Origin of the sequence: Halomonas sp. SpR1 (assembly GCF_031010175.1) — a bacterium.
In the GTDB taxonomy this organism is placed as follows: domain Bacteria; phylum Pseudomonadota; class Gammaproteobacteria; order Pseudomonadales; family Halomonadaceae; genus Vreelandella.
The window spans coordinates 1-22,331 of the sequence record NZ_JAUAMB010000019.1; the positions used below are offsets into that span (position 1 = coordinate 1).

Consider the following 22,331-nt stretch of genomic DNA (forward strand, 5'->3'; position numbering starts at 1 on the left):
CAGGGACTGATCTCGATACTGGACGCGGTAAGATGGCTCAAGCGTTCTTCATGAACCGCCGTGGTACGGAACCGTATGCCCGGTGGTGTGAGAGGACAGGGGAGGCGACTCCCCTTCCTACTCGATCCTGTGGATAAACTATTTTTATATTGACCGGTTTTATCTCTGTAACGCCTGCCATGGGCGTCTTTTAGGGTTATCTCCACATCAAACGGTGGTTGTTCACAGCTGCGGTAACAACCCAGGTACTGGCCGGTGGATAAGCCGTGCTCAATGACATCTGTGGATAAGGCGCTATTCCATCCACAGGCTTAACACCCCTTCTGCCCAGGCACTCCCGCTTTCAATCATGTAGAAGTCAACAATTTAAGTATATGAAAATATTGTAGATTAATCGCTTATACACAGAAATTGTCCACACTAGTAGTTACAACATCTACAGAACTTCTCTTATTTTATATTTATGTTGTTATTAATAGAGGCTGTTTAGAGATGATGGGTGTGGAAAAACCTGACGGTTACCCACAGGGGGTTTATACTTGCCGCCTCATTGATCTATGGTGGCTGCGTCTAAACCGACTGCACTGGCCACATCATCCGTGCCGATGGGCACAAGACGAGGTGTCTCTTGAATTACCCCGACCGCTTTGACGTGATTGTCATCGGCGGTGGCCATGCGGGAACTGAAGCCGCATTGGCCTCTGCTCGCATGGGCTGTCAGACCCTGCTGCTCACCCACAACATCGAAACCCTGGGCCAAATGTCGTGTAACCCTGCGATTGGCGGGATTGGCAAAAGCCACTTGGTCAAGGAAATTGATGCCCTGGGCGGTGCCATGGGTCTTGCCACGGACTTGGGTGGCATTCAGTTTCGCGTGCTTAACGCCCGTAAAGGACCTGCCGTTCGGGCCACCCGTGCCCAGGCTGATCGAATTCGTTACAAATCAGCGATCCGCGGAATGCTGGAAAACCAGCCCAACTTGACGATCTTCCAGCAGGCTGCTGGCGATCTGCTTGTGGATAACGACATCGTACGAGGGGTCGTCACAGAAACCGGCATTCGCTTTCATGCCGACAGCGTCGTGCTGTGTACCGGCACATTTTTAGGCGGCGTGATTCACATTGGCTTGGATCAAAGCAAGGGAGGCCGCGCCGGTGATCCGCCCTCCAATGCACTGGCAGAACGTCTGCGCGCACTGCCATTCCGCGTTGATCGCCTGAAAACCGGCACACCGCCACGTATTGATGCCAAAACAGTAGATTTTTCGCAGTTGGAAGAGCAGCCAGGCGATACACCGACACCCGTCATGTCCTACCTGGGATCGAGGGAAATGCACCCGCAGCAAGTGAGTTGCCATATTGCTCACACCAATCAGCATACTCACGATCTGATTCTGGCCAACCTCGACCGCTCACCGATGTACTCGGGCGTGATCGAAGGCATTGGACCGCGTTACTGCCCATCGATTGAGGACAAGGTTCATCGCTTTGCCGATAAATCCAGTCACCAGGTGTTTATAGAGCCCGAAGGCCTGGATACCCACGAGCTGTATCCCAACGGTATTTCGACCTCGCTGCCCTTTGATGTGCAGATTCAGGTGGTGCGCTCTATCAAAGGTTTGGAAAACGCCCATATCACTCGGCCTGGCTATGCCATTGAGTACGACTTTTTTGATCCACGGGACTTAAAACACTCGCTGGAAACCAAATTTATCCACAACCTGTTTTTTGCCGGTCAAATCAACGGCACCACTGGCTACGAAGAAGCGGGTGCGCAAGGTTTGCTGGCAGGCTTGAACGCCGCTCGCCGTTCTATGGAACTGGATGCCTGGTATCCCCGCCGTGATGAGGCCTATCTGGGTGTACTGGTCGACGACCTGATTACCATGGGTACCAAAGAACCGTACCGCATGTTTACTTCGCGGGCGGAGTACCGCTTGTTGCTACGGGAAGACAATGCCGATTTGCGCTTGACCGAAACCGGCCGCAAGCTGGGGTTGGTCAACGACAACCGCTGGGCCGCGTTTAGTCAAAAACGCGAAGCCATTGAGCAGGAAACTGCGCGCCTGAGCACACTTTGGATTCAGCCCGGCAGTCCGGCAGCTAAACAAGTAGCCGAAAAAACCGGAGCACCGCTATCGAGGGAATATTGCCTGAGTGATCTGCTTAAGCGCCCCGAACTGAACTACAGCGATTTGGCCAACCTGCCCGGTATTGAGGGCACTCTGGTTAGTGATCCAGCCGTTGCCGAGCAGGTGCAGATTCAGGCTAAATATCAAGGCTATATTGATCGCCAGCAGGATGAGATAGACAAGCTCAAACGCCACGAAGCTACGCCACTGCCTGCAGAGCTGGACTATTTGAAAGTGGAAGGCCTGTCTAACGAAATTCGTCAGAAACTGGCGGAAGCACGGCCGGAAACCCTTGCCCATGCGGCGCGGATTTCAGGCGTCACCCCAGCGGCCATTTCCATTTTGCTGGTGCATCTGAAGAAGCGCCGATTAGTAGCAGCGGCTGAGGTAGTTAACGGATGAGTTCGCTGAACCCACTGTTGAAAACTTTGCCAGCAAGCGTTGCACCAAGGCTCGATCAAGGGCTTAGCCAGCTAAGCATCGCCATTGACGGTCACCAACGCGAACAGTTGCTAGGCTTGTTAGCGCTATTGCACAAGTGGAACCGGGCTTATAACCTCACAGCGGTACGCGATGTGGATGACATGGTATCGCGTCACATGCTGGATAGCGCCGCTGTGTTGCCCTATGTACAGGGGCCGCGGCTGCTGGATGTGGGCGCAGGCCCTGGGTTACCAGGCATAGTATTGGCCATTTTAGCTCCCCAGCTTGATGTGACACTGCTGGATAGCAATGGCAAAAAGGTGCGCTTTCAGCGTCAGGCGGTAATGGAACTGGGGCTTGAAAACGTCACTCCCGTCCAGGCGCGGGTGGAACAGTTTGAGGCCGCCCCTTTCGATCAGGTGATTTCCCGGGCTTTTGCCAGTCTGGTTGATTTTGTCACCTTGACCCGCCAGCTACCCAGCGCCAACGGTCAGTGGTTGGCCATGAAAGGCCCGGGGGCGGATGATGAGCTGCGCGACCTACCAGCGGGTATTTGTTTACACCAGCGTCACCTATTGGAAGTACCCTTTGAAGCGGCTCAGCGGCAGCTGCTGATCTTGAATGTTGAGAGCTAAATGTGAAAGCTGAATGTTGAGAGCTGAACGTTGATTCTGACCCCAGAAGGAGTTGAGTAAGTGAGCCAGATCATTGCCCTGACCAACCAAAAAGGCGGCGTGGGCAAGACCACCTCGGCCGTTAACCTGGCGGCCAGTCTCGCTGCGCTCGACCGTCGCGTACTGTTGGTGGATCTTGACCCCCAAGGCCATGCCAGCATGGGCAGTGGCATCGACAAATATGAGCTTGATAAAAGCGTGCTTGACGTTCTGCTGGGCGAAGCAACGGCCGCTGATGCCATTGTTAAAAAGCTGGCGGTCAAGTATGACGTACTGCCGGGGAACGGTGATCTTACCGCCGCTGAAGTCGAACTTTTAGACCGCGAAAAAAGTGAAAGCTGCTTAACCACTGCGCTTGCTTCGGTCTCAGATGCGTACGATGTGGTGTTGATCGACTGTCCGCCCTCTTTAAACATGCTGACTGTCAATGCATTAACGGCGTCCGATAGCGTGCTGATCCCTCTACAGTGTGAGTTTTATGCACTGGAAGGGCTATCGGCACTGCTCGATACCGTTGAGCAGATTAAGCAAAATGTGAATCCTGATCTGGCGATTGCAGGCATTTTGCGCACCATGTACGACAAGCGCACCAGCCTAACACGGGAAGTGGATAAGCAACTGCGTGACTATTTTGGCGATATGCTGTTAAAAACGACCATCCCCCGCAACGTAAAAGTCGCCGAGGCACCGAGCCACGGGTTACCCGTGACGCAATACGCCCGGTTCTCCCGGGGTAGCCAGGCCTATCGTGTGCTGGCCAAAGAGATGATTCGTCGCCTGGCGCTATAAAATGAGGAAAAGCGAATGACGCGTAAACCCGCGCTGGGACGTGGCCTGGATGCCCTGATTGGTGCCGGTGCCCGTCGCCGTGATAGCTTAGAGCTCGCCGGTAGCGGCACTCCTTTGGAAGTGACTGACGCAGCGCGAAATGCTGCGGTTGACGACGTTACCGAGGATCGCCTTGAGCGCCTGCCGTTAGGGCAATTAACCCGCGGTAAATACCAGCCGCGCCGGGATATTCAGCCCGAAGCGTTGGAAGAGCTGGCGGACTCCATTCGTGCCCAGGGCGTGATGCAGCCCATCGTAGTGCGCCCCATCGGCGTAGACCGCTACGAGATCATTGCCGGTGAGCGCCGTTGGCGGGCGGCACAGCTTGCTGAGCTGGACGTTATCCCCGCAGTGATCCGCGAAGTCAGCGATGAAGTTGCCTTGGCACTGGCGCTGATCGAAAACATTCAGCGTGAAAACCTCAACGCCATCGAAGAAGCCATGGCGCTCAAGCGGCTGGGTGAAGAGTTTGAACTTACCCAGCAGCAGATTGCGGATGCTGTGGGTAAGTCGCGTACTCAGGTGGCTAACCTATTACGGCTGTTGGCGCTGGATCCCGAAGTGCAAACCCTGCTTGAACGCGGTGATCTGGATATGGGCCACGCACGGGCGTTACTAACGCTGAATAGCACTCAGCAGCGGCAAGTAGCTCACGAGGTGGTCAATAACGACATGACCGTGCGCGCCACCGAAGCGCTGGTAAAAAAAGTCCAAACCAGCCAAGTGCCGACCAAAACACCAAGTCGGCAAATCAAGCAGCCCGATGTGGCAAAGCTTGAAACTCATCTTGGTGAGCTGCTCGGTGCTCCTGTCTCCATTGACCATGGACAAAAAGGCAAAGGCAAACTCACCATACGCTATACAAGCCTGGAAGAGTTGGACGGTATCTTAAACCATATTAAATAGCAGGCTATTCAATATCGCGTAAGAAGCGAACACGTTTTCCCCCTTTGGTCGCAATTCAGCCCTTAAGCGGGCAAAATCGGTGCGACTTCGGTTGAAGGTGTGATAGCGCTTCCCTATAATCGCGCAAGATTTGTGCAGGTTGCCTCTGTTTGTCAAATATTGGCCTGCCAAATGATTAGCATGTCGAGGTATTACGGTTTTTCAGCTAGGGCAGGGTATTTTCAAGCAGCTACTTCAACGAGCTATTTAGAAAGCTATGCAGCGATACGAACCCCAGCGGCGAAAAACCTATACCCTTCGACTCGTAATCGCGCAGCTGATAATTACGTTGGTAGGCATGCTGGCAGCCTACCTAGTTGCAGACGTTAAAGGCATGTCATCGGTATTTAAAGGCGCTTTGGTAGCCTTACTGCCGCACGCCTTTTTTATTCAGCGAATGGGGATTTTTAACGCTAGGCGCCGAACACGAGGAGCGATGCACCTGTTTCGTGCTGAAGCAGGCAAGTTTGGTTTGACGGTGGCACTGTTTGTTGCAGTGTTTGTAGCAGCGCCCCCCTCAAACCCTGCTTTATTTTTTTACGCTTACGTCGCGGTTGTTCTAACGCATTGGCTCACGCCTTGGCTGATGCCTAGAGATCGCACAACTAATTGAGGTGACATGTCCATGGCCGCAGGAAACGAAGTCTCTTCGACTTACTATATCCAGCACCACTTGCAGAACCTGACCTTTGGCAACCATCCCGAAAATGGCTGGTCGCTGGCACACTCTGCTGAAGAGGCCCGTGAAATGGGCTTTTGGGCCATCCACTTGGACACCATGGGCTGGTCTATCGCCATGGGTGTGCTGTTTATTTGGTTATTCCGTAAGGCCGGTAAAATGGCGACTACCGGGGTGCCTGGCGGGCTACAAAATGCGGTAGAGATGGTCGTTGAGTTTATTGAGAACCTTACTCGCGCTACTTTCCATGGCAGAAACCCAATGATTGCGCCATTGGCGCTGACGCTGTTTGTCTGGATTTTGCTGATGAACTCGCTGAAAATCATCCCAGTGGACTACTTCCCTGTTCTGTTCGCCAAGCTTGGCGTCGACTATATGAAGATTGTTCCGACCACTGACCCCAATGCCACACTTGGTATGGCACTGGGTGTGTTTTGTCTGATTATTTATTACAGCATTAAGGTCAAAGGCGCAGGTGGTTTTGCCAGAGAGCTATCGTTGACACCGTTCAATCACTGGGCGCTGATTCCTTTCAACCTAGTCCTCGAAATCATCGGCTTGCTAGTGAAGCCGCTTGGTCTCGGTCTACGTCTTTTCGGCAACATGTTTGCCGGTGAAGTGATCTTTATTCTAATCGCCCTACTGCCGTTCTGGGCTATCTGGCTATTGGATGTGCCGTGGGCCATCTTCCACATCTTGGTGGTCACTCTGCAGGCCTTCATTTTTACAACGCTGTCGGTTGTATACCTGAGCGCTGCGCACGAACACCATTAACCTGGCAATAACGTTTTCATTAACCCTCAACCCTTAACCAAAACTTAAACTCAGGAGCTTCATCATGGAAATGGTTTATCTTTCAGCTGCCATCATCATCGGTCTGGGCGCACTGGCTACCGGCATTGGCTTCGCTCTATTGGGCGGCAAACTGCTTGAGTCAACTGCACGTCAGCCTGAACTGGGTGACCAACTGCAAACCAAAACCTTCATCATGGCCGGTCTGCTTGACGCCGTTCCGATGATCGGTGTTGGTATTGCGATGTACCTGATTTTCGTTGTTGCCGGTTAATGACAGCTTAGCCGAGCGGCTTCCCGCTCGGTTTTGTTTCACTCCGGTCGCCACGAACTTGTCAGAGGTACATTCCTGTGAATATCAACATGACGCTAATCGGGCAGACGATCGCCTTCGCGATCTTTGTCTGGTTTTGCATAAAGTATGTGTGGCCTCCGATCAGCAACGCGCTTCATGAGCGTCAGAAAAAAATTGCTGATGGCTTGGACGCAGCCAGCCGTGCTAACCGTGACCTTGAGCTTGCTCAAGAGCGCGCTGAGCAGACACTGCGTGAAAGCAAGGAGCAAGCTTCTCAGATTCTTGAGCAGGCCAACAAACGCTCTGCCCAGATGATTGAAGAAGCCCGCGAGCAAGCCCGTGCCGAAGGCGAACGCCTAGTAGCCAGCGCACGTTCAGAGATTGAGCAAGAAGTGAATCGTGCCAAAGACGAACTTCGTGCCCAGGTCTCTTATCTCGCTGTTATGGGTGCCGAGCGTGTTCTTGAAGCTTCGGTCGACGAACAAGCCCATCGCAAGTTACTCGATGAGCTGGCTGCTGAACTGTAGGGAGGTGAATTATGGCGGAATTACTGACCGTCGCTCGTCCTTACGCTAAAGCAGCGTTTGAATACGCGCGTGATCATGAGGCGCTTGATCGCTGGTCACAGGCGCTGGGCTTTTTAAGCTTAGCCGTCGCTGACAGCGATGTTCGTCGTTTGCTGGGCAGCCCAAAACTCGAGAATGCACAAAAAGTATCGTTGTTGGCCGATATGACACCAGGCGAACAAGACGACGCTTTACAGCGTTTTTTAGATGTTTTGGCAGACCAAGGTCGTTTGATGTCACTTTCATCAATCGCTGCGGAGTTTGAGCACCTACGTGCCGAACACGAGCAGCGTGTAGAAGTGAGTGTCACCTCTGCTTACAAATTAGATAGTAAGCAGAAGACCAAGCTAGCGAACGCGCTCAAGAAACGTCTGAATCGCGAAATCTCCATTACTACTCAAGTGGACAAGTCGCTTATCGGTGGCGTCATCCTACGTGCTGGTGACACCGTCATTGACGGTTCGGTACGTGGTCGATTGAACCGCCTTTCCGAAGCGCTAACCGCTTGAGTCTGAGGGACATGGCATGCAGCAACTGAATCCTTCCGAGATCAGCGACATCATCAAGCAGCGAATTGAGAAGCTTGACGTCGCATCCGAAGCCCGTAATCAGGGCACCATCGTCACTGTTTCCGACGGTATCGTGAAAATTCACGGCCTCGAAGACGCGATGTTTGGTGAAATGATTGAATTTCCCAACAGCATTTTCGGCATGGTACTTAACCTGGAGCGTGACTCCGTAGGTGCCGTGGTATTGGGTGACTACCTACAGCTTGAAGAGGGCATGACCGCCAAGTGTACCGGTCGTATTCTTGAAGTGCCGGTAGGCCCTGAGCTGATTGGTCGCGTGGTCGATGCGCTGGGTAACCCCATCGATGGTAAAGGCGAGATTAACGCTAAAATGACCGACGCCGTTGAGAAAGTGGCGCCGGGCGTTATTACCCGTCAATCCGTTGATGAGCCGATTCAAACCGGTCTTAAGTCGATCGACGCCATGGTGCCGATCGGCCGCGGTCAGCGTGAGCTGATCATCGGTGACCGCCAGATTGGTAAGTCCGCCATTGCCATTGATGCGATCATCAACCAGAAAGGCAAAGGCGTGACCTGTGTCTACGTCGCCATTGGTCAGAAACAGTCGACCATTGCCAACGTGGTGCGCAAGCTCGAAGAGCATGGCGCCATGGAGCACACGATCGTCGTCGCCGCTGGCGCTGCCGATCCGGCGCCTATGCAGTTCCTGGCTGCCTACTCAGGCTGCACCATGGGTGAATACTTCCGCGACCGCGGCGAGAACTCGCTCATCGTGTATGACGATCTTTCCAAGCAGGCCGTTGCCTACCGTCAGGTATCGCTGCTGCTGCGCCGTCCGCCGGGTCGTGAAGCTTACCCCGGTGACGTGTTCTACCTCCACTCGCGTCTACTAGAGCGTGCAGCACGGGTTAACGCTGACTACGTTGAGAAGTTCACCAACGGTGAAGTGAAAGGTAAAACCGGGTCCTTGACCGCGCTGCCTATCATCGAAACCCAGGGTGGCGACGTTTCTGCGTTCGTTCCGACCAACGTGATCTCGATCACCGATGGTCAGATCTTCCTGGAAACCAACCTGTTTAACTCCGGTATTCGTCCGGCGATTAACGCCGGTCTGTCGGTTTCCCGTGTGGGTGGTTCGGCGCAGACCAAAATCATCAAGAAGCTCGGCGGTAGTGTACGTCTGGCCCTGGCTCAGTATCGTGAACTGGCGGCGTTCTCGCAGTTTGCCTCTGATCTTGATGAAGCCACGCGTAAGCAGCTGGAACACGGTCAGCGTGTTACCGAGCTGATGAAGCAGAACCAGTACTCGCCGATGTCGATCGCTGAAATGGCGTTGTCGCTGTATGCCGCCAACGAAGGCTTCCTGGATGATGTCGAAGTGAACAAGGTGTTGGACTTCGAGCGTGCCCTGCACGACTACATGAAGTCTGAGCATGGCGATCTACTCGACAAGATCAACCAGAGCGGCGACTACAACGGTGAGATCCAGGACGGCTTGAAGTCGGGTCTCGAGCAGTTCAAGGCGACTCAGAGCTGGTAATGTCTGGCCCGCCTTCGGGCGGGTTTGCATGCTTTCTGAGAGCCACGAACGAAGGGTAGATCGCTATGGCAGCTGCAAAAGAGATACGCACCCAGATCGGGAGCATTAAAAATACGCAGAAGATCACCAGCGCCATGGAAATGGTCGCTGCGTCGAAAATGCGTAAAGCACAAGAGCGGATGAAGGCGAGTCAGCCTTACGCCAAGCAGATTCGCAACGTGGTCAGCCACCTTGCCGACGCCAACCCCGAGTACAAGCACGACTATATGGTCGAGCGTAACGAGGTCAAGCGCGTTGGCTATATCGTGGTCTCCACCGATCGCGGTCTGTGCGGTGGCCTGAACCATAACCTGTTCAAGGCGGTGGTGAAGGACGCCAAGGCCTGGCATCAGGAAGGCGCTGGACTGGACTTCTGCGCCCTTGGCGCGAAGGCCAGTGGCTTCTTTCGCAACTATGGGGGCAACCTGGTTGCCGCCAAGAGCGGGCTAGGCGAAGCGCCATCGGTCGAGGGTCTGATTGGCAGTATCAAGGTCATGCTCGAAGCGTACGATGAAGGCAATATCGACCGCTTGTACGTGGTGCATAACGAGTTTATCAACACCATGACGCAAAAACCGGTGGTACGTCAGCTTCTTCCGCTGTCGACCGATATTGGTGAAGACGCAGAGCAAGACGACGAAAACGCCCGTCCCGGAAGCTGGGACTACCTGTATGAGCCGGATGCCAAGGCGTTGTTGGATAGCCTGATGATTCGTTTCATTGAGTCGCAGGTGTATCAGGCGGTCGTGGAAAACGTGGCGTGCGAACAAGCCGCCCGGATGATCGCTATGAAGAGTGCTACCGATAACGCGGGCAATCTGATTGACGATCTGGAAATGGTTTATAACAAGGCCCGTCAGGCCGCCATTACCCAGGAAATTTCCGAGATCGTCGGCGGCGCTGCCGCCGTATAACGCCTAGGGAGCCAGCCATTCCATTGGCTCCTGGCAGACAGGTTTCATTTGCAGGTTTTTGAGAGGAACCAAGATGAGCGGACGTATCGTACAAATCATCGGCGCGGTGATTGACGTAGAGTTTCCGCGGGACTCTGTGCCCAAGGTCTACGACGCGCTGAAGGTCTCTGATGTAGAGACCATCCTCGAAGTCCAGCAGCAGCTGGGCGACGGCGTGGTGCGCACCATCGCCATGGGCTCCACTGAGGGCTTGAAGCGTGGCATGGACGTGGCCAGCACAGGTGCCGCGATTTCCGTACCGGTTGGTAAGGAAACGCTGGGCCGTATTATGAACGTACTCGGCGAGCCGATTGACGAAGCGGGACCGATCGGCGAGCAAGAACGTATGCCGATTCACCGCAAAGCACCGGGCTACGCCGACCAAGCGGCTTCTAACGAGCTGCTGGAAACCGGTATCAAGGTTATCGACTTGGTCTGCCCGTTTGCGAAGGGCGGTAAAGTTGGCCTGTTCGGCGGTGCCGGTGTGGGCAAAACCGTTAACATGATGGAGCTTATCCGCAACATCGCCACCGAGCACAGCGGCTACTCTGTATTCGCCGGTGTTGGTGAGCGTACGCGTGAGGGTAATGACTTCTATCATGAAATGACCGAATCCAACGTTATCGATAAGGTATCGCTGGTATATGGTCAGATGAACGAGCCGCCGGGTAACCGTCTGCGTGTAGCACTGACTGGCTTGACCATTGCGGAGAAATTCCGTGATGAAGGCCGCGACGTTCTGCTGTTCGTCGATAACATCTACCGCTACACCCTGGCCGGTACCGAAGTATCTGCACTGTTGGGTCGTATGCCATCAGCGGTAGGCTATCAGCCGACCCTGGCCGAAGAGATGGGCGTTCTGCAGGAACGTATTACCTCGACGAAAACCGGTTCAATCACTTCCGTACAGGCCGTTTACGTACCTGCGGATGACTTGACCGACCCGTCGCCGGCAACCACCTTCTCGCACCTGGACGCTACCGTGGTATTGGCACGTTCTATCGCCGAACTGGGTATTTACCCGGCGATTGACCCGCTGGACTCCACCTCGCGTCAGTTGGATCCGTTGGTGGTAGGTGAAGAGCACTATACTACCGCGCGCGGTGTGCAGAACGTTCTTCAGCGCTACAAAGAGCTTAAGGATATTATTGCGATTCTGGGTATGGACGAGTTGTCTGATGAAGATAAGCTGGCCGTATCCCGCGCACGTAAAATCCAGCGCTTCTTGTCGCAGCCGTTCTTCGTGGCTGAGGTATTCACCGGTTCACCAGGTAAGTATGTTTCACTGAAAGACACGATTAGTGGCTTCCAGGGCATTCTTGCTGGCGAATACGACGATATGCCGGAACAGGCCTTCTACATGGTCGGCTCCATCGACGAAGCCGTCGAGAAAGCCAACCAGATGAAGAAGTAATCCCGTCCATTAGGGGGATTCGCTATGGCGAATAGCTTTACTTGCAATATCGTCAGCGCTGAAGCATCCATTTTCTCAGGTACCGTTGAGCAGGTGATTGCTTCCGGGATGATGGGTGACCTGGGTATTCTACCCGGTCACGCTCCGCTGCTGACCGAGCTTCAGCCGGGGCCGGTTCGCGTGATTTTTGATGATGGCAAGGAAGAGAACTTCTTTGTCTCAGGCGGATTCATGGAAGTCCAGCCGGATGTGGTGACGATACTAGCCGACGCCGCATCGCGTGCCAGTGATCTTAATGAAGCTGCTGCAGAAGAAGCGCGTCAGCAGGCGCTGAAAGCCTTTAATGAGAAGTCATCGGAGCTCGATTACACTCGCGCTGCCGCTGAACTTGCCGAAGCCGTTGCACAGCTGCGAACGATTCAGCAACTGCGCAAAAAGGCGGGTAAAGGCTAACACTCACGCACTTGGCGTGTGTCCAACGCCCCTTAAACCCGCTATTAGGGTTTAAGGGGCGTTTTTTTATCTGGCAGTATGATAAGTAAATATATGGAATTAGTAAGTGGGTAGAATTAAGTCGGCAGCACGACATCAGCCTGCGTGAAGGGGAGAGCTATGGCACTGAATGATGAAAGCCTACAGGAGTTAAAAGCCGAACTGCTCGATGAGTTGGCCAAGGAGGTACCGAGTAAAACGCTGCTCTCTTTGCGTTTGGCCGAAACTCGCTCAGCGGATATTGGCGAAGTCCTCGAAGAGATGATTGAGGACGACGAAGAGCTGCCTGCGGCGCTCTCGCTACTGGATATTCTCTCTGCCGAGCGTGCCGCTAACGTGTTGGGCTATTTGCCCGGTGAGAGCCAGCTTGAGGTGGTTGGAAAGCTGGATGACAGCCAGGTTCTCAAGCTGCTGGAAGAGATGGGCTCGGACGAGCGTGCCGATCTGTTTAATCTGCTCAGTGAAGACCGCCGTGAAGCACTGCTACGTCGCATGGCCCACCGCGAGCGTGAAGACCTAAAGCGGCTAGCAAGCTACGAAGAGGGCACCGCAGGCGCCATCATGACCTCTGACTATGTCTCCATAGCCAGTGGCATGACGGTGTCACAAGCGATGATGCGGGTACGCCAAACCGCCCCAGATGCGGAAACGGTCTACCAGCTGTATATCCTGGATAGCGATGGCCAACTGATCGGTACCATGTCGCTACGCCAACTGATGGTGGCGCGCCCTGGCGCCATTGTCGATGACATTATGATCAAGGATGTTATCAGCACCCGGGTCGATGATGCCCAGGAGGATGTCGCACGTATAGTGGCGAAGTACGACCTGTTAGCCCTACCAGTGATTGATGGCGATGACCGTATGGTCGGCATTGTGACCCACGATGATGCCATGGACGTGGCTGAATCCGAGGCCACCGAGGATTTCCACAAAGGGATGTCGATTGGCCAACTGGAGGATGGCGTTAGCCGTGTACCGTTGTGGAGCCTTTATCGCAAGCGGGTAACGTGGCTGGTTCTGCTGGTCTTCGCCAACCTGTTTTCTGGCGCCGGGATTGCCTACTTTGAAGAGACCATTGCCGCCCAGGTGGCACTGGTGTTCTTTTTACCGCTACTAATCGGCAGTGGCGGTAACGCCGGGGCTCAGGCAGCCACGCTGATGGTGCGCGGTATGGCGACCGGTGATGTAGGCGTTAAAGATTGGGGCAAACTGCTTGGCCGTGAGTTACTCGTGGCGGGTTCGTTGGGTATTACCATGGCGATTGCGGTAACGCCTATCGGCATCATGCGCGGCGGCGAGGCGCTGGCCATGGTGGTCGCTTTTAGCATGGTGGTTATTGTACTGTTCGGCAGCTTGTTGGGAATGTGTCTGCCGTTTGTGCTGGAACGCTTTAAGGTCGACCCGGCAACCGCATCGGCACCGCTGGTGACAACGCTGATTGATGCCTCTGGGGTAGTGATCTACTTCAGTATCGCCACGCTAATGCTATCTGGATTGTAAGCCAGCGGTTAAACCTAGCGCATCGAACTGCTGGCGGCGCGGGTAATAAACAGCACTTCTACATGACCGAGCCACTCAATATCGCTAGCCAGAGCTTTTAGCTGGCTGGCGAGACACTGGGGTGGTTGATGCACCGCGTCATCGATGATCAGCGATACCGATACCTTATCGTCCAGGTAGTGCAACTGTAGTTCGTTCAGCGTGCGCCATACCGGGTGTTTATACCAGCGAGCATCCAGAGCAGCTTCCACTTCAGGGCGTAGTGGTAGGCCGGGAAGGCGGCTGGGGTCGCCTGCACCGGCATCGTCTTCGGGATCAACGTGAAATATCACGTCGGTCAGCGCGGGGAACTCGTGGCGCAGGCGGCGGCTCACTTCGTTACCGATTTCATGGGCTTCCGAGACGGTAATTTTTGGTCCCACCACCACGTGCAAATCGACCATTACCCAGCCAGCCGATTGTCGGGTACGCAGGTCGTGGACGCTATCTACGCCGGGTACGCTGCACGCAACGTCATGCATTTGATCCTGTACATCTTCCGGCAGTGCGGTATCGACTAGCTCGCGAGCAGACTCCCACAGCAAGTCCAAACCAACCTTGCCGACCAATAAGCCCACGATGATGGCGGCCACGGCATCCAGCCAACCCAAACCAAACTGGGCGCCCACCAATGCCACCAGCACCACGGCGGTGGATAGTGCATCGCTGCGGGAGTGCCAGGCGTTGGCTTCGAGTAATTTAGACTTTACCCGCTTGGCGACCCGCATGGTGTAGCGAAAAATCCACTCTTTGCTAAACAGCGCAATCACGGTAATGACGATTGCCAGTGCGCCGGGGGCGTTAACGTCGGCACCGCTAAACAGGCGATCCAGGCTCGACCAGGCAATCGCGCCAGCCACGAAAATCAGCACGCTACCCAGTAGCAGCGTAGTCAGCGTTTCGATTCGGCCGTGGCCGTAATGGTGATCTTTATCGGGTTCCTGGCGCCCATAGTGAATGGCCGCCAGCACAAAGCCGTCGGTGACTAAATCAGACAGGGAGTGAATGCCATCGGCGATCAATGCCGCTGAGCCGACCATAAAACCGATCGTGACTTTGACAATGCTCAACAGGCCATCCAACCACGCACCTATGTAGGTGACGCGCTTAGCTTCCTGGCTAAGTTGCGCTTGGTCGTGAACCACTGGCGTTTCGATGGTCTGAGTCATGGGTACCTTGCAATAACGCACGCATTCAATAGGCGTTTATTGTAGCGCACTCCTTATATCCGCTATAGCCTCCACTGCGTTCAAACTGCGAAACGGCATTTGTGAGTGCCAGTGGCGGGTAGTGTTATTAAAAGCATGTCAGTAAAAGCGTGTCAGCAAAAGCAGTGGCGGACAACGAATTAGCGGATGTGTATCCTTAAGCTCCATTGCAAACCATCAAATTGTTTCTACTACACAGGATGTTTTTTTATGGATTGGTTCCAGGTGGTGGTGTTAGCGATTGTTCAGGGAATTTCAGAATTTTTACCCGTTTCGAGCTCTGCCCACCTGATTTTGGTGCCCGTTCTGACAGATTGGCAAGATCAAGGCTTAGCCTTTGATGTGGCACTGCATTTAGGCAGTCTCTCTGCGGTGATTATCTATTTCCGCCAGGAAATTTGGCAGATGGTGGTAAGCAGTCTGGCTGCCATCAACGGTAAAGGGGTGAATGAAGACGCGCGGCTCGCCTTTTGGGTAACGCTGGCGACCATTCCCGTTGGGGTTGTTGGCTTGCTGCTGCACGACGTTATTTCTGGCTATATGCGTTCTACATTGATTATCGGCGTTAGCTTAATTGGTTTCGGTCTATTGTTAGGCTACGCCGACTGGCGCAAACGGGGAACGCGCAGCGAATACCAACTGCGATTAAAGGATGTGCTGATTATTGGTGGTGCTCAAGCATTGGCGCTGATTCCCGGCACGTCGCGCTCGGGGATAACCATTACGGCGGCGCTCATGGTTGGGATGAGCCGAGAAGGGGCTTCGCGCTTCTCTTTCTTGCTATCGATTCCGGTGATTGTGCTGGCCGGTGGTTTGGAAGCCATAGGCCTTGTTAATGCGCCGCAGTCGGTCGACTGGGGCGCGATGCTACTGGGTACGTTACTGTCAGGGGTAAGTGCGTATTTATGTATTCACTACTTCCTGGTGATTATAAAAAAATTAGGCATGCAGCCCTTTGTGATTTATCGCGTGCTGTTTGGCGCCTGGCTGCTGTGGTTCTTTCATTTTTAAGAGCTCCACTTTATAAGGGCTTCATTTTTAGGCAAGGCAACGATGAAAAAAATGATCGGTAAATTGCGTCATGGGCGCACGGCAAGGTGGGGGCGTGCTCTAGTCGTGATGGGCTCGCTGGTGGGGGCTGTGATAGGGATGACAGGCTGCTCAGAGAGCGATCGCCCGTTGGAACCACCGGTACGCTTTGAGGGCAATATTTTTGGCACCTTCTATCAGGTAACCGTTATGGATGCGCTCACGCAGGGCGAGTCTCTTGAGCTGGAAGAGGGCTTCAAAGCAGAGCTGGAGAGTGTTGACCAGGCGATGTCCACCTACCGCGATGATGCCGAACTGATCGCGTTTAACGATGCACCGTTAGGGGAGTGGCAACCGCTCTCTAATGAACTGATTGAGGTGTTGGCGATTAGCCAGTCAGTGGCTGAAGCCAGCCATGGTGCCTTTGATATTACTGTGGGCGACCTGGTTAATCTGTGGAGCTTTGGCCCTGGCGCGAGGCCAGAAGAGGTGCCCGCTGATGATATTCTGGCTGAGCGACTTGCTCAGGTAGGGTTTGATGCGGTGGAGGTCGATACGCAAAACATGCAGGCTCGGCGTACTCGCGATGTGTTTGTCGACTTGTCTGGCGTCGCGAAAGGCCATGCCACCGATCGGGTAGCCGCTTACCTGAATCAGCAGGGCATAGAGCACTACTTGGTTAATTTAGGCGGTGATCTGATTGCCCGTGGAGTGCGCGATGAAGACGAACAGACACCTTGGCGAATTGGTATTGAGGTACCCGAGGATGGTCAGCAGCGAGCCCAGCATATTATTCCACTAGAGAGTATGTCAGTGGCCACCTCGGGTGATTACCGCAACTATTTTGAAGTCGACGGCCAACGCTTCTCGCACACTATTGATCCGCGTACGGGGCGGCCAGTGACCCATCAGCTTGCGTCGGTGTCTGTTTTCCACCCTTCCAATACCTGGGCGGATGCCTGGGCGACAGCGCTCCTGGTAGTAGGCGAACAGGACGCTATGCAGATGGCGATTGAAAATAATCTGAAGGTGCTGATGTTGGTTCGGGATGATGAGCAGTGGCGCAGTATTGCCAGCCCTGAATTTGGTAACTACTTCGGTAAAACATTGGTCGATGAGTTGGGTATTGAGCAATTTTCAGTTGCTCCATTAACAGCCACTACCCCCGACGACCAACCGCTAACAGGTGAATAACATGCAAGAACTGGATATTGTCATTCTCGCTGCGGGTAAAGGCACGCGGATGCATTCGCAAATTCCTAAAGTGCTCCACCCCTTGGCGGGCAAGCCCATGGTTCAGCATGTGATGGAGACAGCCTCTGGGTTGCAACCTGATCGTACCCATGTGGTGATTGGCCATGGCGCTGACCAGCTTCGCGAAGCGCTGGCAGAACAGCCCGTAAAGTTTGCCATGCAGGCCGAGCAGAAGGGCACTGGGCATGCGGTGGCTCAAGCGCTTGAACAGCTGGGTAGCGGCAAGGTGTTAGTACTTTACGGCGATGTGCCCCTGCTGCAGCGGGAATCGCTGAGTGAGCTGTTAGCCTATGTGGATGAGCAACACATGGGGCTGTTAACGGTAACGCTAGCTGATCCCACCGGCTATGGACGGATCGAGCGCAATGATGCAGGCGATGCCGTGGCGATCGTTGAGCAAAAGGATGCCAGTAGCGCTCAACTCGCCATCACTGAATGCAATACCGGCATCATGGCCATGACCAGCGCCCAGCTTAAGCGCTGGTTACCACAGCTCTCAGCCAATAATGCCCAGGGCGAGTACTACCTAACCGATGTGATTGCCATGGCAGCGGCGGAAGGCATCAAGGTCTGCACCACCCAACCGGCTACCGCCGTCGAAGTGGAAGGCGTCAATAACCGAGCGCAAATGGCCCGCTTGGAGCGTGTTTATCAACGCCAGATGGCCGATAAGTTAATGGCGCAGGGGGTGGCGCTCGCCGACCCTGAACGGCTTGATGTACGCGGGTATCTAACCTGTGGGCACGATGTGTTTATCGATGTGGGCTGCGTATTTGAGGGCGAGGTTGAGCTAGGCGAAGGCGTGCGGGTTGGCCCTTACTGCGTGATTAAAAATAGCACCATTGGTGCGCAAAGCGTGATAGATACCCATAGTGTAATAGACGGCACCGTGGCAGCGGGCTTAAACCAGATAGGCCCCTTTGCGCGACTACGCCCCGGCACGCGACTCGCGGTAAAAGCCAAAGTCGGGAATTTTGTTGAAACCAAAAGCGCCGATGTGGGTGAAGGTAGCAAAATCAATCACCTAAGCTACGTTGGTGATGCACGTTTAGGGCGGGATGTGAACGTAGGGGCAGGTACCATCACTTGCAACTACGATGGTGCCAATAAACACCGCACTGAGATTGGTGATAATGCCTTTATTGGCTCTAATTCTGCGTTGGTAGCACCTGTTACGATAGGTAAAGGTGCCACTATCGGGGCTGGGTCTACCATTGCCAAAGATGTCACCGACTACGCCTTGGCAGTTACCCGCGGCCGTCAGTTAGAAAAAATTGACTGGCTGCGCCCTAGCAAACGCATAGAGCCATAGCTCTAAAAAACGTAGCTCTGAAAACATAGCTCTAAAAAACATAGTGCTAAGAATCATTAAAAAGCCGTATTCCTATCTTACCGCCAGGATAATACCGTTTTAGTGTTTTTATAGGTTCGTAAAAAACTCAGGAGAGTCATTATGTGTGGCATTGTGGCCGCCGTTGCCCAGCGCAACGTCCAAGAAATTCTATTAGAAGGACTAAGGCGCCTGGAGTATCGCGGCTACGATTCGGCTGGTATGACGGTGTTGAGTGAGGGTGTATTAACCCGTCATCGTGCGCTTGGTAAAGTGGCGGCGCTTGCTGCACGGTTGGATACTGCCTCACTACCGGGTTTTTCGGGCATTGCCCACACCCGCTGGGCAACCCACGGTAAACCCTCTGAGGCCAATGCACATCCGCATCACAGCAGTGATCAGGTTGCCGTGGTACACAACGGCATTATTGAGAATTACGAGCCGATAAAAGAAGGCTTGCAGCGCAGCGGCTATGTTTTTAGCTCTGAAACTGATACCGAAGTGATTGCTCACTTACTTTCCGAAAAACTGGCTGACGGCCTAACACTGTTTGATGCTACCCAGCAGATCGTTAACCGCTTAGGCGGTGCCTACGCTCTGGGAGTCATGTGCGCTCAACAGCCGGAAGTGGTGGTTGGCGCTCGACAGGGTAGTCCGCTGGTGGTCGGGGTAGGGATTAATGAGGCCTTTTTAGCCTCTGACCCACTAGCGTTGCTGCCGGTGACGGATAGCTTTATTTATCTTGAAGAGGGCGATTTGGTTGAGCTGCGTGAGCAGGGCGCGATTCGCATCGTGGATCGTCAGGGTAACGACGTTGATCGCCCTATTCATACCTTTGAACATGGCGATGGCGCGGCCAGTAAGGGCGAGTACCGCCACTATATGCTTAAGGAAATTTTTGAGCAGCCAACGGTTATCGAGGCAGCATTAGAGGGTAGGCTGAGCGCCCAAAGCGTGTTGGTCGAAAGCTTTGGCCCGGATGCCCAGGCGCTTTTCCAGCGCACTCGTCAGGTACATATCATCGCCTGCGGCACTAGCTACCATGCAGGGCTGGTGGCGCGGTACTGGCTAGAGCGTTACGCAGGCGTACCGGTGCAGGTCGAAGTGGCCTCCGAGTACCGCTATCGCCATCCGGTGGTGCCTGAAGGCACGCTGTTTGTCACCCTTTCCCAGTCTGGCGAAACCGCCGATACGCTGGCCGCGCTTCGCTTTGCTAAAACCCTCGACTACATCGGCTCGCTGGCGATCTGTAACGTGCCCGGTAGTTCGCTAGTGCGTGAGTCTGACATTACCCTCATGACCCGCGCAGGACCAGAAATTGGCGTGGCCTCCACTAAAGCCTTTACCACTCAGCTGATAGCGCTAATGCTGCTAACGCTTTCGGTCAGTAAAGCCAAAGACCAGGCCGAATACCCGAATATTATAGCTGCATTACGCACGCTGCCCGATGTGTGTCAGCGGGTGCTGGCGCTGGATAGCCAAATTGAAGCGCTTTCCCAGGCGTTTGCTGACAAACAGCACGCGCTCTTCTTGGGGCGCGGGGCTCACTACCCAATTGCCCTGGAAGGCGCGCTTAAGCTTAAAGAGATCTCCTATATCCATGCCGAGGCGTATCCTGCCGGAGAGTTAAAGCATGGGCCATTAGCGTTGGTGGACAGCGAAATGCCGGTGATTTCGGTTGCCCCCAACGATGACCTGCTGGAAAAGCTTAAATCCAACCTTCAGGAAGTCCGCGCTCGCGGCGGCCAGCTGTTTGTGTTTGCCGATGAGAGTGTGGGTATCGATACGCAGGAAGATATTCGCGTATTGACCCTGCCCCACGTGCACGAAGCGCTCGCGCCGCTGTTGTATACCTTGCCGCTACAGCTATTGAGTTACCACGTGGCAGTGCTTAAAGGCACCGATGTTGATCAGCCCCGTAACCTGGCCAAGAGCGTGACGGTAGAGTGATTTAGGCGTCAGACTTTATATTTAGTTAAGCCAATAAAAACGCTTTACAAGATGCGGCAATACGTCGCATCTTATGCGCAACCGTTGCGTTGCAGCATGTGGTTAGGGTGCTTATTATCGTGGCGGTCTTTCTCCCTCCTGACTGGATAACATTGCCATGAAACCACCAAACGTCCTCGTAACCCGGCATTATGCTAGCCGGGTCGCTTGGTTGTTGCTCGCCTGCACGCTTTTTGTCTTTCCTTCTCTCTCTTATGCCGCCGCCGGGCCCCTTGATCTTACTCTCTCGCTTGCCGGTATCTCTTCTGTCGTGATCTTCGTGCTCGCCTATGCGTTGGTGATGAGTGAAGAGCTACTGCATATGCGTAAGTCTAAGCCGGTACTTGTCGCGGCAGGGCTTATCTGGGCGCTAGTGGCCTGGGTCTACGTACAAGCGGGGATGCCGGAAGAGGCGGAAACCGCCTTCCGCGAAACACTGCTTGAATACGCTGAACTGTTGCTGTTTTTGCTGGTGGCGATGACTTATATCAATGCCATGGAAGAGCGCCGGGTATTTGATGCGCTGCGTTCTTGGCTAGTGCGCAAAGGCTTTAGCTACCGCACTCTGTTCTGGATTACCGGTGTCATGGCATTCGGTATTTCTTCGATCGCCAACAATATGACCACCGCCATGCTGATGTGTGCCGTAGTGCTCAAAGTGGCCGAGGGTGACAATAAGTTTATCGGCCTTTGCTGCGTGAACGTGGTGGTCGCCTCTAACGCGGGTGGTGCCTTCAGTCCGTTTGGCGATATCACCACGCTGATGGTGTGGCAGGCAGGACAAGTACCGTTCGAAGACTTCTTCGCGCTGCTGCTTCCCGCGATAGTTAATTTCATGGTGCCTGCGGTGATCATGAACTTCTTTATTGTTAACCGTCAGCCTGCCTCCCTTAAGGAAAACGTCTGGCTCAAGCGGGGCGCGCGGCGCATTATCGTGCTGTTTTTGATCACCGTAGCGATCTCGGTGCTGTGTCACTCGATTCTCTACCTACCGCCTGCCATGGGCATGATGTTTGGTTTGGGCCTGCTGCAGTTCTTTGGCTACTACTTGCGCCGCAGCCTGCCACGCTCCCTTGAACGCAAGCGCGAGCGCTACTCCCGCCGGGGTGACTGGAAGAAGCTGGAGCAGCTGGGTAGCGTCGTTCCCTTTGATATTTTTAGCCGTATTGCGCGCTCCGAGTGGGATACGCTGCTGTTCTTCTACGGGGTGGTGATGTGTGTTGGTGGCCTGGGCTTTATGGGCTATCTGAGCCTGCTTTCCGAAACGCTCTACGGCGGTTGGAACCCGGTGTGGGCCAACGTGGTGCTGGGGCTTATCTCCGCGGTGGTGGACAACATTCCGGTGATGTTCGCGGTACTCTCCATGGCCCCGGATATGTCCCAGGGTAACTGGCTGCTAATAACGTTAACCGCAGGCGTGGGGGGGAGTTTGCTCTCCATGGGCTCCGCCGCTGGGGTTGCCCTTATGGGCCAGGCACGCGGTATCTATACCTTTGCCGTTCACCTGCGCTGGGTGCCCGCGATTTTATTAGGCTATGCTGCCAGTATCGCTACTCATCTATGGGTCAATGCCTCATTGTTTTAGAATAATTGTTTTATAAGAGCATGTTTTAGAAGAAAAAATTATAGACGGTATGCTCTAAACAATTGTTATGTGCAATCTAAAACGCCCTTCACC

General features: G+C 54.1%; 20 protein-coding genes. 19 read left to right on the plus strand and 1 reads right to left on the minus strand.

All coding sequences use genetic code 11. The features are described 5' to 3' along the window. Positions 1-628 precede the first annotated feature (628 nt). The 14 genes from mnmG (at position 629) to mgtE (ending at position 13,804) form a co-directional block, all read left to right on the plus strand. Complete coding sequence (mnmG, locus tag QT231_RS14125; protein WP_308337497.1) at positions 629-2,533, plus strand: tRNA uridine-5-carboxymethylaminomethyl(34) synthesis enzyme MnmG; 1,905 nt, start codon at positions 629-631, stop codon at positions 2,531-2,533. Continuing rightward, entirely contained in the window at positions 2,530-3,189 is a 660-nt protein-coding gene (gene rsmG, locus QT231_RS14130; protein ID WP_308337498.1) for a 16S rRNA (guanine(527)-N(7))-methyltransferase RsmG, read from the plus strand. The genes mnmG and rsmG overlap by 4 nt, the downstream gene beginning before the upstream one ends. Before the next feature lie 60 nt (positions 3,190-3,249). Next, positions 3,250-4,017 carry an AAA family ATPase gene (locus QT231_RS14135; RefSeq protein WP_308337499.1) on the plus strand — a complete coding sequence of 256 codons (768 nt, stop codon included), beginning with the start codon at positions 3,250-3,252 and terminating at the stop codon, positions 4,015-4,017. A 15-nt stretch (positions 4,018-4,032) separates the two neighbouring features. Next, the gene (locus tag QT231_RS14140) at positions 4,033-4,962 is read left to right on the plus strand and encodes a ParB/RepB/Spo0J family partition protein (RefSeq protein ID WP_308337500.1); all 930 of its coding nucleotides are present in this window, start codon (positions 4,033-4,035) and stop codon (positions 4,960-4,962) included. A 256-nt stretch (positions 4,963-5,218) separates the two neighbouring features. Next, positions 5,219-5,614: an ATP synthase subunit I gene (locus QT231_RS14145; protein WP_374694397.1), complete on the plus strand. Its 396-nt coding sequence runs from the start codon at positions 5,219-5,221 to the stop codon at positions 5,612-5,614. A gap of 12 nt (positions 5,615-5,626) precedes the next feature. After that, entirely contained in the window at positions 5,627-6,454 is an 828-nt protein-coding gene (gene atpB, locus QT231_RS14150; protein ID WP_308337501.1) for a F0F1 ATP synthase subunit A, read from the plus strand. Between the two features lie 64 nt (positions 6,455-6,518). Then, positions 6,519-6,746, plus strand: coding sequence for a F0F1 ATP synthase subunit C (gene atpE / locus QT231_RS14155; RefSeq protein ID WP_007112217.1), 228 nt, complete (start codon positions 6,519-6,521; stop codon positions 6,744-6,746). Between the two features lie 77 nt (positions 6,747-6,823). Continuing rightward, entirely contained in the window at positions 6,824-7,294 is a 471-nt protein-coding gene (locus tag QT231_RS14160; RefSeq protein WP_064232398.1) for a F0F1 ATP synthase subunit B, read from the plus strand. A gap of 11 nt (positions 7,295-7,305) precedes the next feature. Further along, complete coding sequence (locus QT231_RS14165; protein WP_308337502.1) at positions 7,306-7,842, plus strand: F0F1 ATP synthase subunit delta; 537 nt, start codon at positions 7,306-7,308, stop codon at positions 7,840-7,842. A 16-nt stretch (positions 7,843-7,858) separates the two neighbouring features. Next, positions 7,859-9,403: a F0F1 ATP synthase subunit alpha gene (atpA, locus tag QT231_RS14170; protein ID WP_308337503.1), complete on the plus strand. Its 1,545-nt coding sequence runs from the start codon at positions 7,859-7,861 to the stop codon at positions 9,401-9,403. A gap of 65 nt (positions 9,404-9,468) precedes the next feature. Then, on the plus strand, positions 9,469-10,356 hold the full coding sequence (gene atpG, locus QT231_RS14175; protein ID WP_186254312.1) for a F0F1 ATP synthase subunit gamma: 888 nt from the start codon (positions 9,469-9,471) through the stop codon (positions 10,354-10,356). Positions 10,357-10,429: 73 nt separating this feature from the next. After that, positions 10,430-11,809, plus strand: a complete 1,380-nt coding sequence (gene atpD, locus QT231_RS14180) for a F0F1 ATP synthase subunit beta (RefSeq protein WP_308337504.1) — start codon at positions 10,430-10,432, stop codon at positions 11,807-11,809. Between the two features lie 24 nt (positions 11,810-11,833). Continuing rightward, a complete protein-coding gene (locus tag QT231_RS14185) occupies positions 11,834-12,262 on the plus strand; it encodes a F0F1 ATP synthase subunit epsilon (RefSeq protein ID WP_215095308.1) in 429 nt (142 codons plus the stop codon). A 159-nt stretch (positions 12,263-12,421) separates the two neighbouring features. Then, complete coding sequence (gene mgtE / locus QT231_RS14190; protein WP_308337505.1) at positions 12,422-13,804, plus strand: magnesium transporter; 1,383 nt, start codon at positions 12,422-12,424, stop codon at positions 13,802-13,804. A gap of 14 nt (positions 13,805-13,818) precedes the next feature. Here the strand turns inward: mgtE and QT231_RS14195 are convergent, their stop codons facing one another. Next, entirely contained in the window at positions 13,819-15,012 is a 1,194-nt protein-coding gene (locus tag QT231_RS14195; protein WP_308337506.1) for a cation diffusion facilitator family transporter, read from the minus strand. Between the two features lie 249 nt (positions 15,013-15,261). On the opposite strand from QT231_RS14195, the gene QT231_RS14200 reads away from it, so the two are divergent. The 5 genes from QT231_RS14200 to nhaD all read left to right on the plus strand — a co-directional run bounded on the left by QT231_RS14200 (position 15,262) and on the right by nhaD (position 22,238). Then, entirely contained in the window at positions 15,262-16,062 is an 801-nt protein-coding gene (locus QT231_RS14200; protein WP_308337507.1) for an undecaprenyl-diphosphate phosphatase, read from the plus strand. Between the two features lie 108 nt (positions 16,063-16,170). Continuing rightward, entirely contained in the window at positions 16,171-17,274 is a 1,104-nt protein-coding gene (locus QT231_RS14205; protein ID WP_374694398.1) for an FAD:protein FMN transferase, read from the plus strand. Position 17,275: 1 nt separating this feature from the next. Beyond that, positions 17,276-18,646, plus strand: a complete 1,371-nt coding sequence (gene glmU / locus QT231_RS14210) for a bifunctional UDP-N-acetylglucosamine diphosphorylase/glucosamine-1-phosphate N-acetyltransferase GlmU (protein ID WP_308337508.1) — start codon at positions 17,276-17,278, stop codon at positions 18,644-18,646. 141 nt (positions 18,647-18,787) lie between these two features. Continuing rightward, a complete protein-coding gene (glmS, locus tag QT231_RS14215; protein WP_308337509.1) occupies positions 18,788-20,614 on the plus strand; it encodes a glutamine--fructose-6-phosphate transaminase (isomerizing) in 1,827 nt (608 codons plus the stop codon). A 157-nt stretch (positions 20,615-20,771) separates the two neighbouring features. Beyond that, positions 20,772-22,238 (plus strand): sodium:proton antiporter NhaD, encoded by a 1,467-nt coding sequence (gene nhaD, locus QT231_RS14220; protein WP_308337510.1) that lies wholly within the window; start codon positions 20,772-20,774, stop codon positions 22,236-22,238. Positions 22,239-22,331 lie beyond the last annotated feature (93 nt).

What these genes read in the sequence shown, in the direction of transcription:
- QT231_RS14200 (WP_308337507.1), top strand. Translation starts at nt 15,262, where the DNA reads ATGGATTGGTTCCAGGTGGTGGTGTTAGCGATTGTTCAGGGAATTTCA.
- glmU (WP_308337508.1), top strand. Translation starts at nt 17,276, where the DNA reads ATGCAAGAACTGGATATTGTCATTCTCGCTGCGGGTAAAGGCACGCGG.
- QT231_RS14185 (WP_215095308.1), top strand. Translation starts at nt 11,834, where the DNA reads ATGGCGAATAGCTTTACTTGCAATATCGTCAGCGCTGAAGCATCCATT.
- QT231_RS14140 (WP_308337500.1), top strand. Translation starts at nt 4,033, where the DNA reads ATGACGCGTAAACCCGCGCTGGGACGTGGCCTGGATGCCCTGATTGGT.
- mgtE (WP_308337505.1), top strand. Translation starts at nt 12,422, where the DNA reads ATGGCACTGAATGATGAAAGCCTACAGGAGTTAAAAGCCGAACTGCTC.
- rsmG (WP_308337498.1), top strand. Translation starts at nt 2,530, where the DNA reads ATGAGTTCGCTGAACCCACTGTTGAAAACTTTGCCAGCAAGCGTTGCA.
- QT231_RS14195 (WP_308337506.1), bottom strand. Translation starts at nt 15,012, where the DNA reads ATGACTCAGACCATCGAAACGCCAGTGGTTCACGACCAAGCGCAACTT.
- QT231_RS14205 (WP_374694398.1), top strand. Translation starts at nt 16,171, where the DNA reads ATGGGCTCGCTGGTGGGGGCTGTGATAGGGATGACAGGCTGCTCAGAG.
- QT231_RS14145 (WP_374694397.1), top strand. Translation starts at nt 5,219, where the DNA reads ATGCAGCGATACGAACCCCAGCGGCGAAAAACCTATACCCTTCGACTC.
- atpG (WP_186254312.1), top strand. Translation starts at nt 9,469, where the DNA reads ATGGCAGCTGCAAAAGAGATACGCACCCAGATCGGGAGCATTAAAAAT.
- atpA (WP_308337503.1), top strand. Translation starts at nt 7,859, where the DNA reads ATGCAGCAACTGAATCCTTCCGAGATCAGCGACATCATCAAGCAGCGA.
- atpD (WP_308337504.1), top strand. Translation starts at nt 10,430, where the DNA reads ATGAGCGGACGTATCGTACAAATCATCGGCGCGGTGATTGACGTAGAG.
- atpE (WP_007112217.1), top strand. Translation starts at nt 6,519, where the DNA reads ATGGAAATGGTTTATCTTTCAGCTGCCATCATCATCGGTCTGGGCGCA.
- atpB (WP_308337501.1), top strand. Translation starts at nt 5,627, where the DNA reads ATGGCCGCAGGAAACGAAGTCTCTTCGACTTACTATATCCAGCACCAC.
- nhaD (WP_308337510.1), top strand. Translation starts at nt 20,772, where the DNA reads ATGAAACCACCAAACGTCCTCGTAACCCGGCATTATGCTAGCCGGGTC.
- glmS (WP_308337509.1), top strand. Translation starts at nt 18,788, where the DNA reads ATGTGTGGCATTGTGGCCGCCGTTGCCCAGCGCAACGTCCAAGAAATT.
- QT231_RS14165 (WP_308337502.1), top strand. Translation starts at nt 7,306, where the DNA reads ATGGCGGAATTACTGACCGTCGCTCGTCCTTACGCTAAAGCAGCGTTT.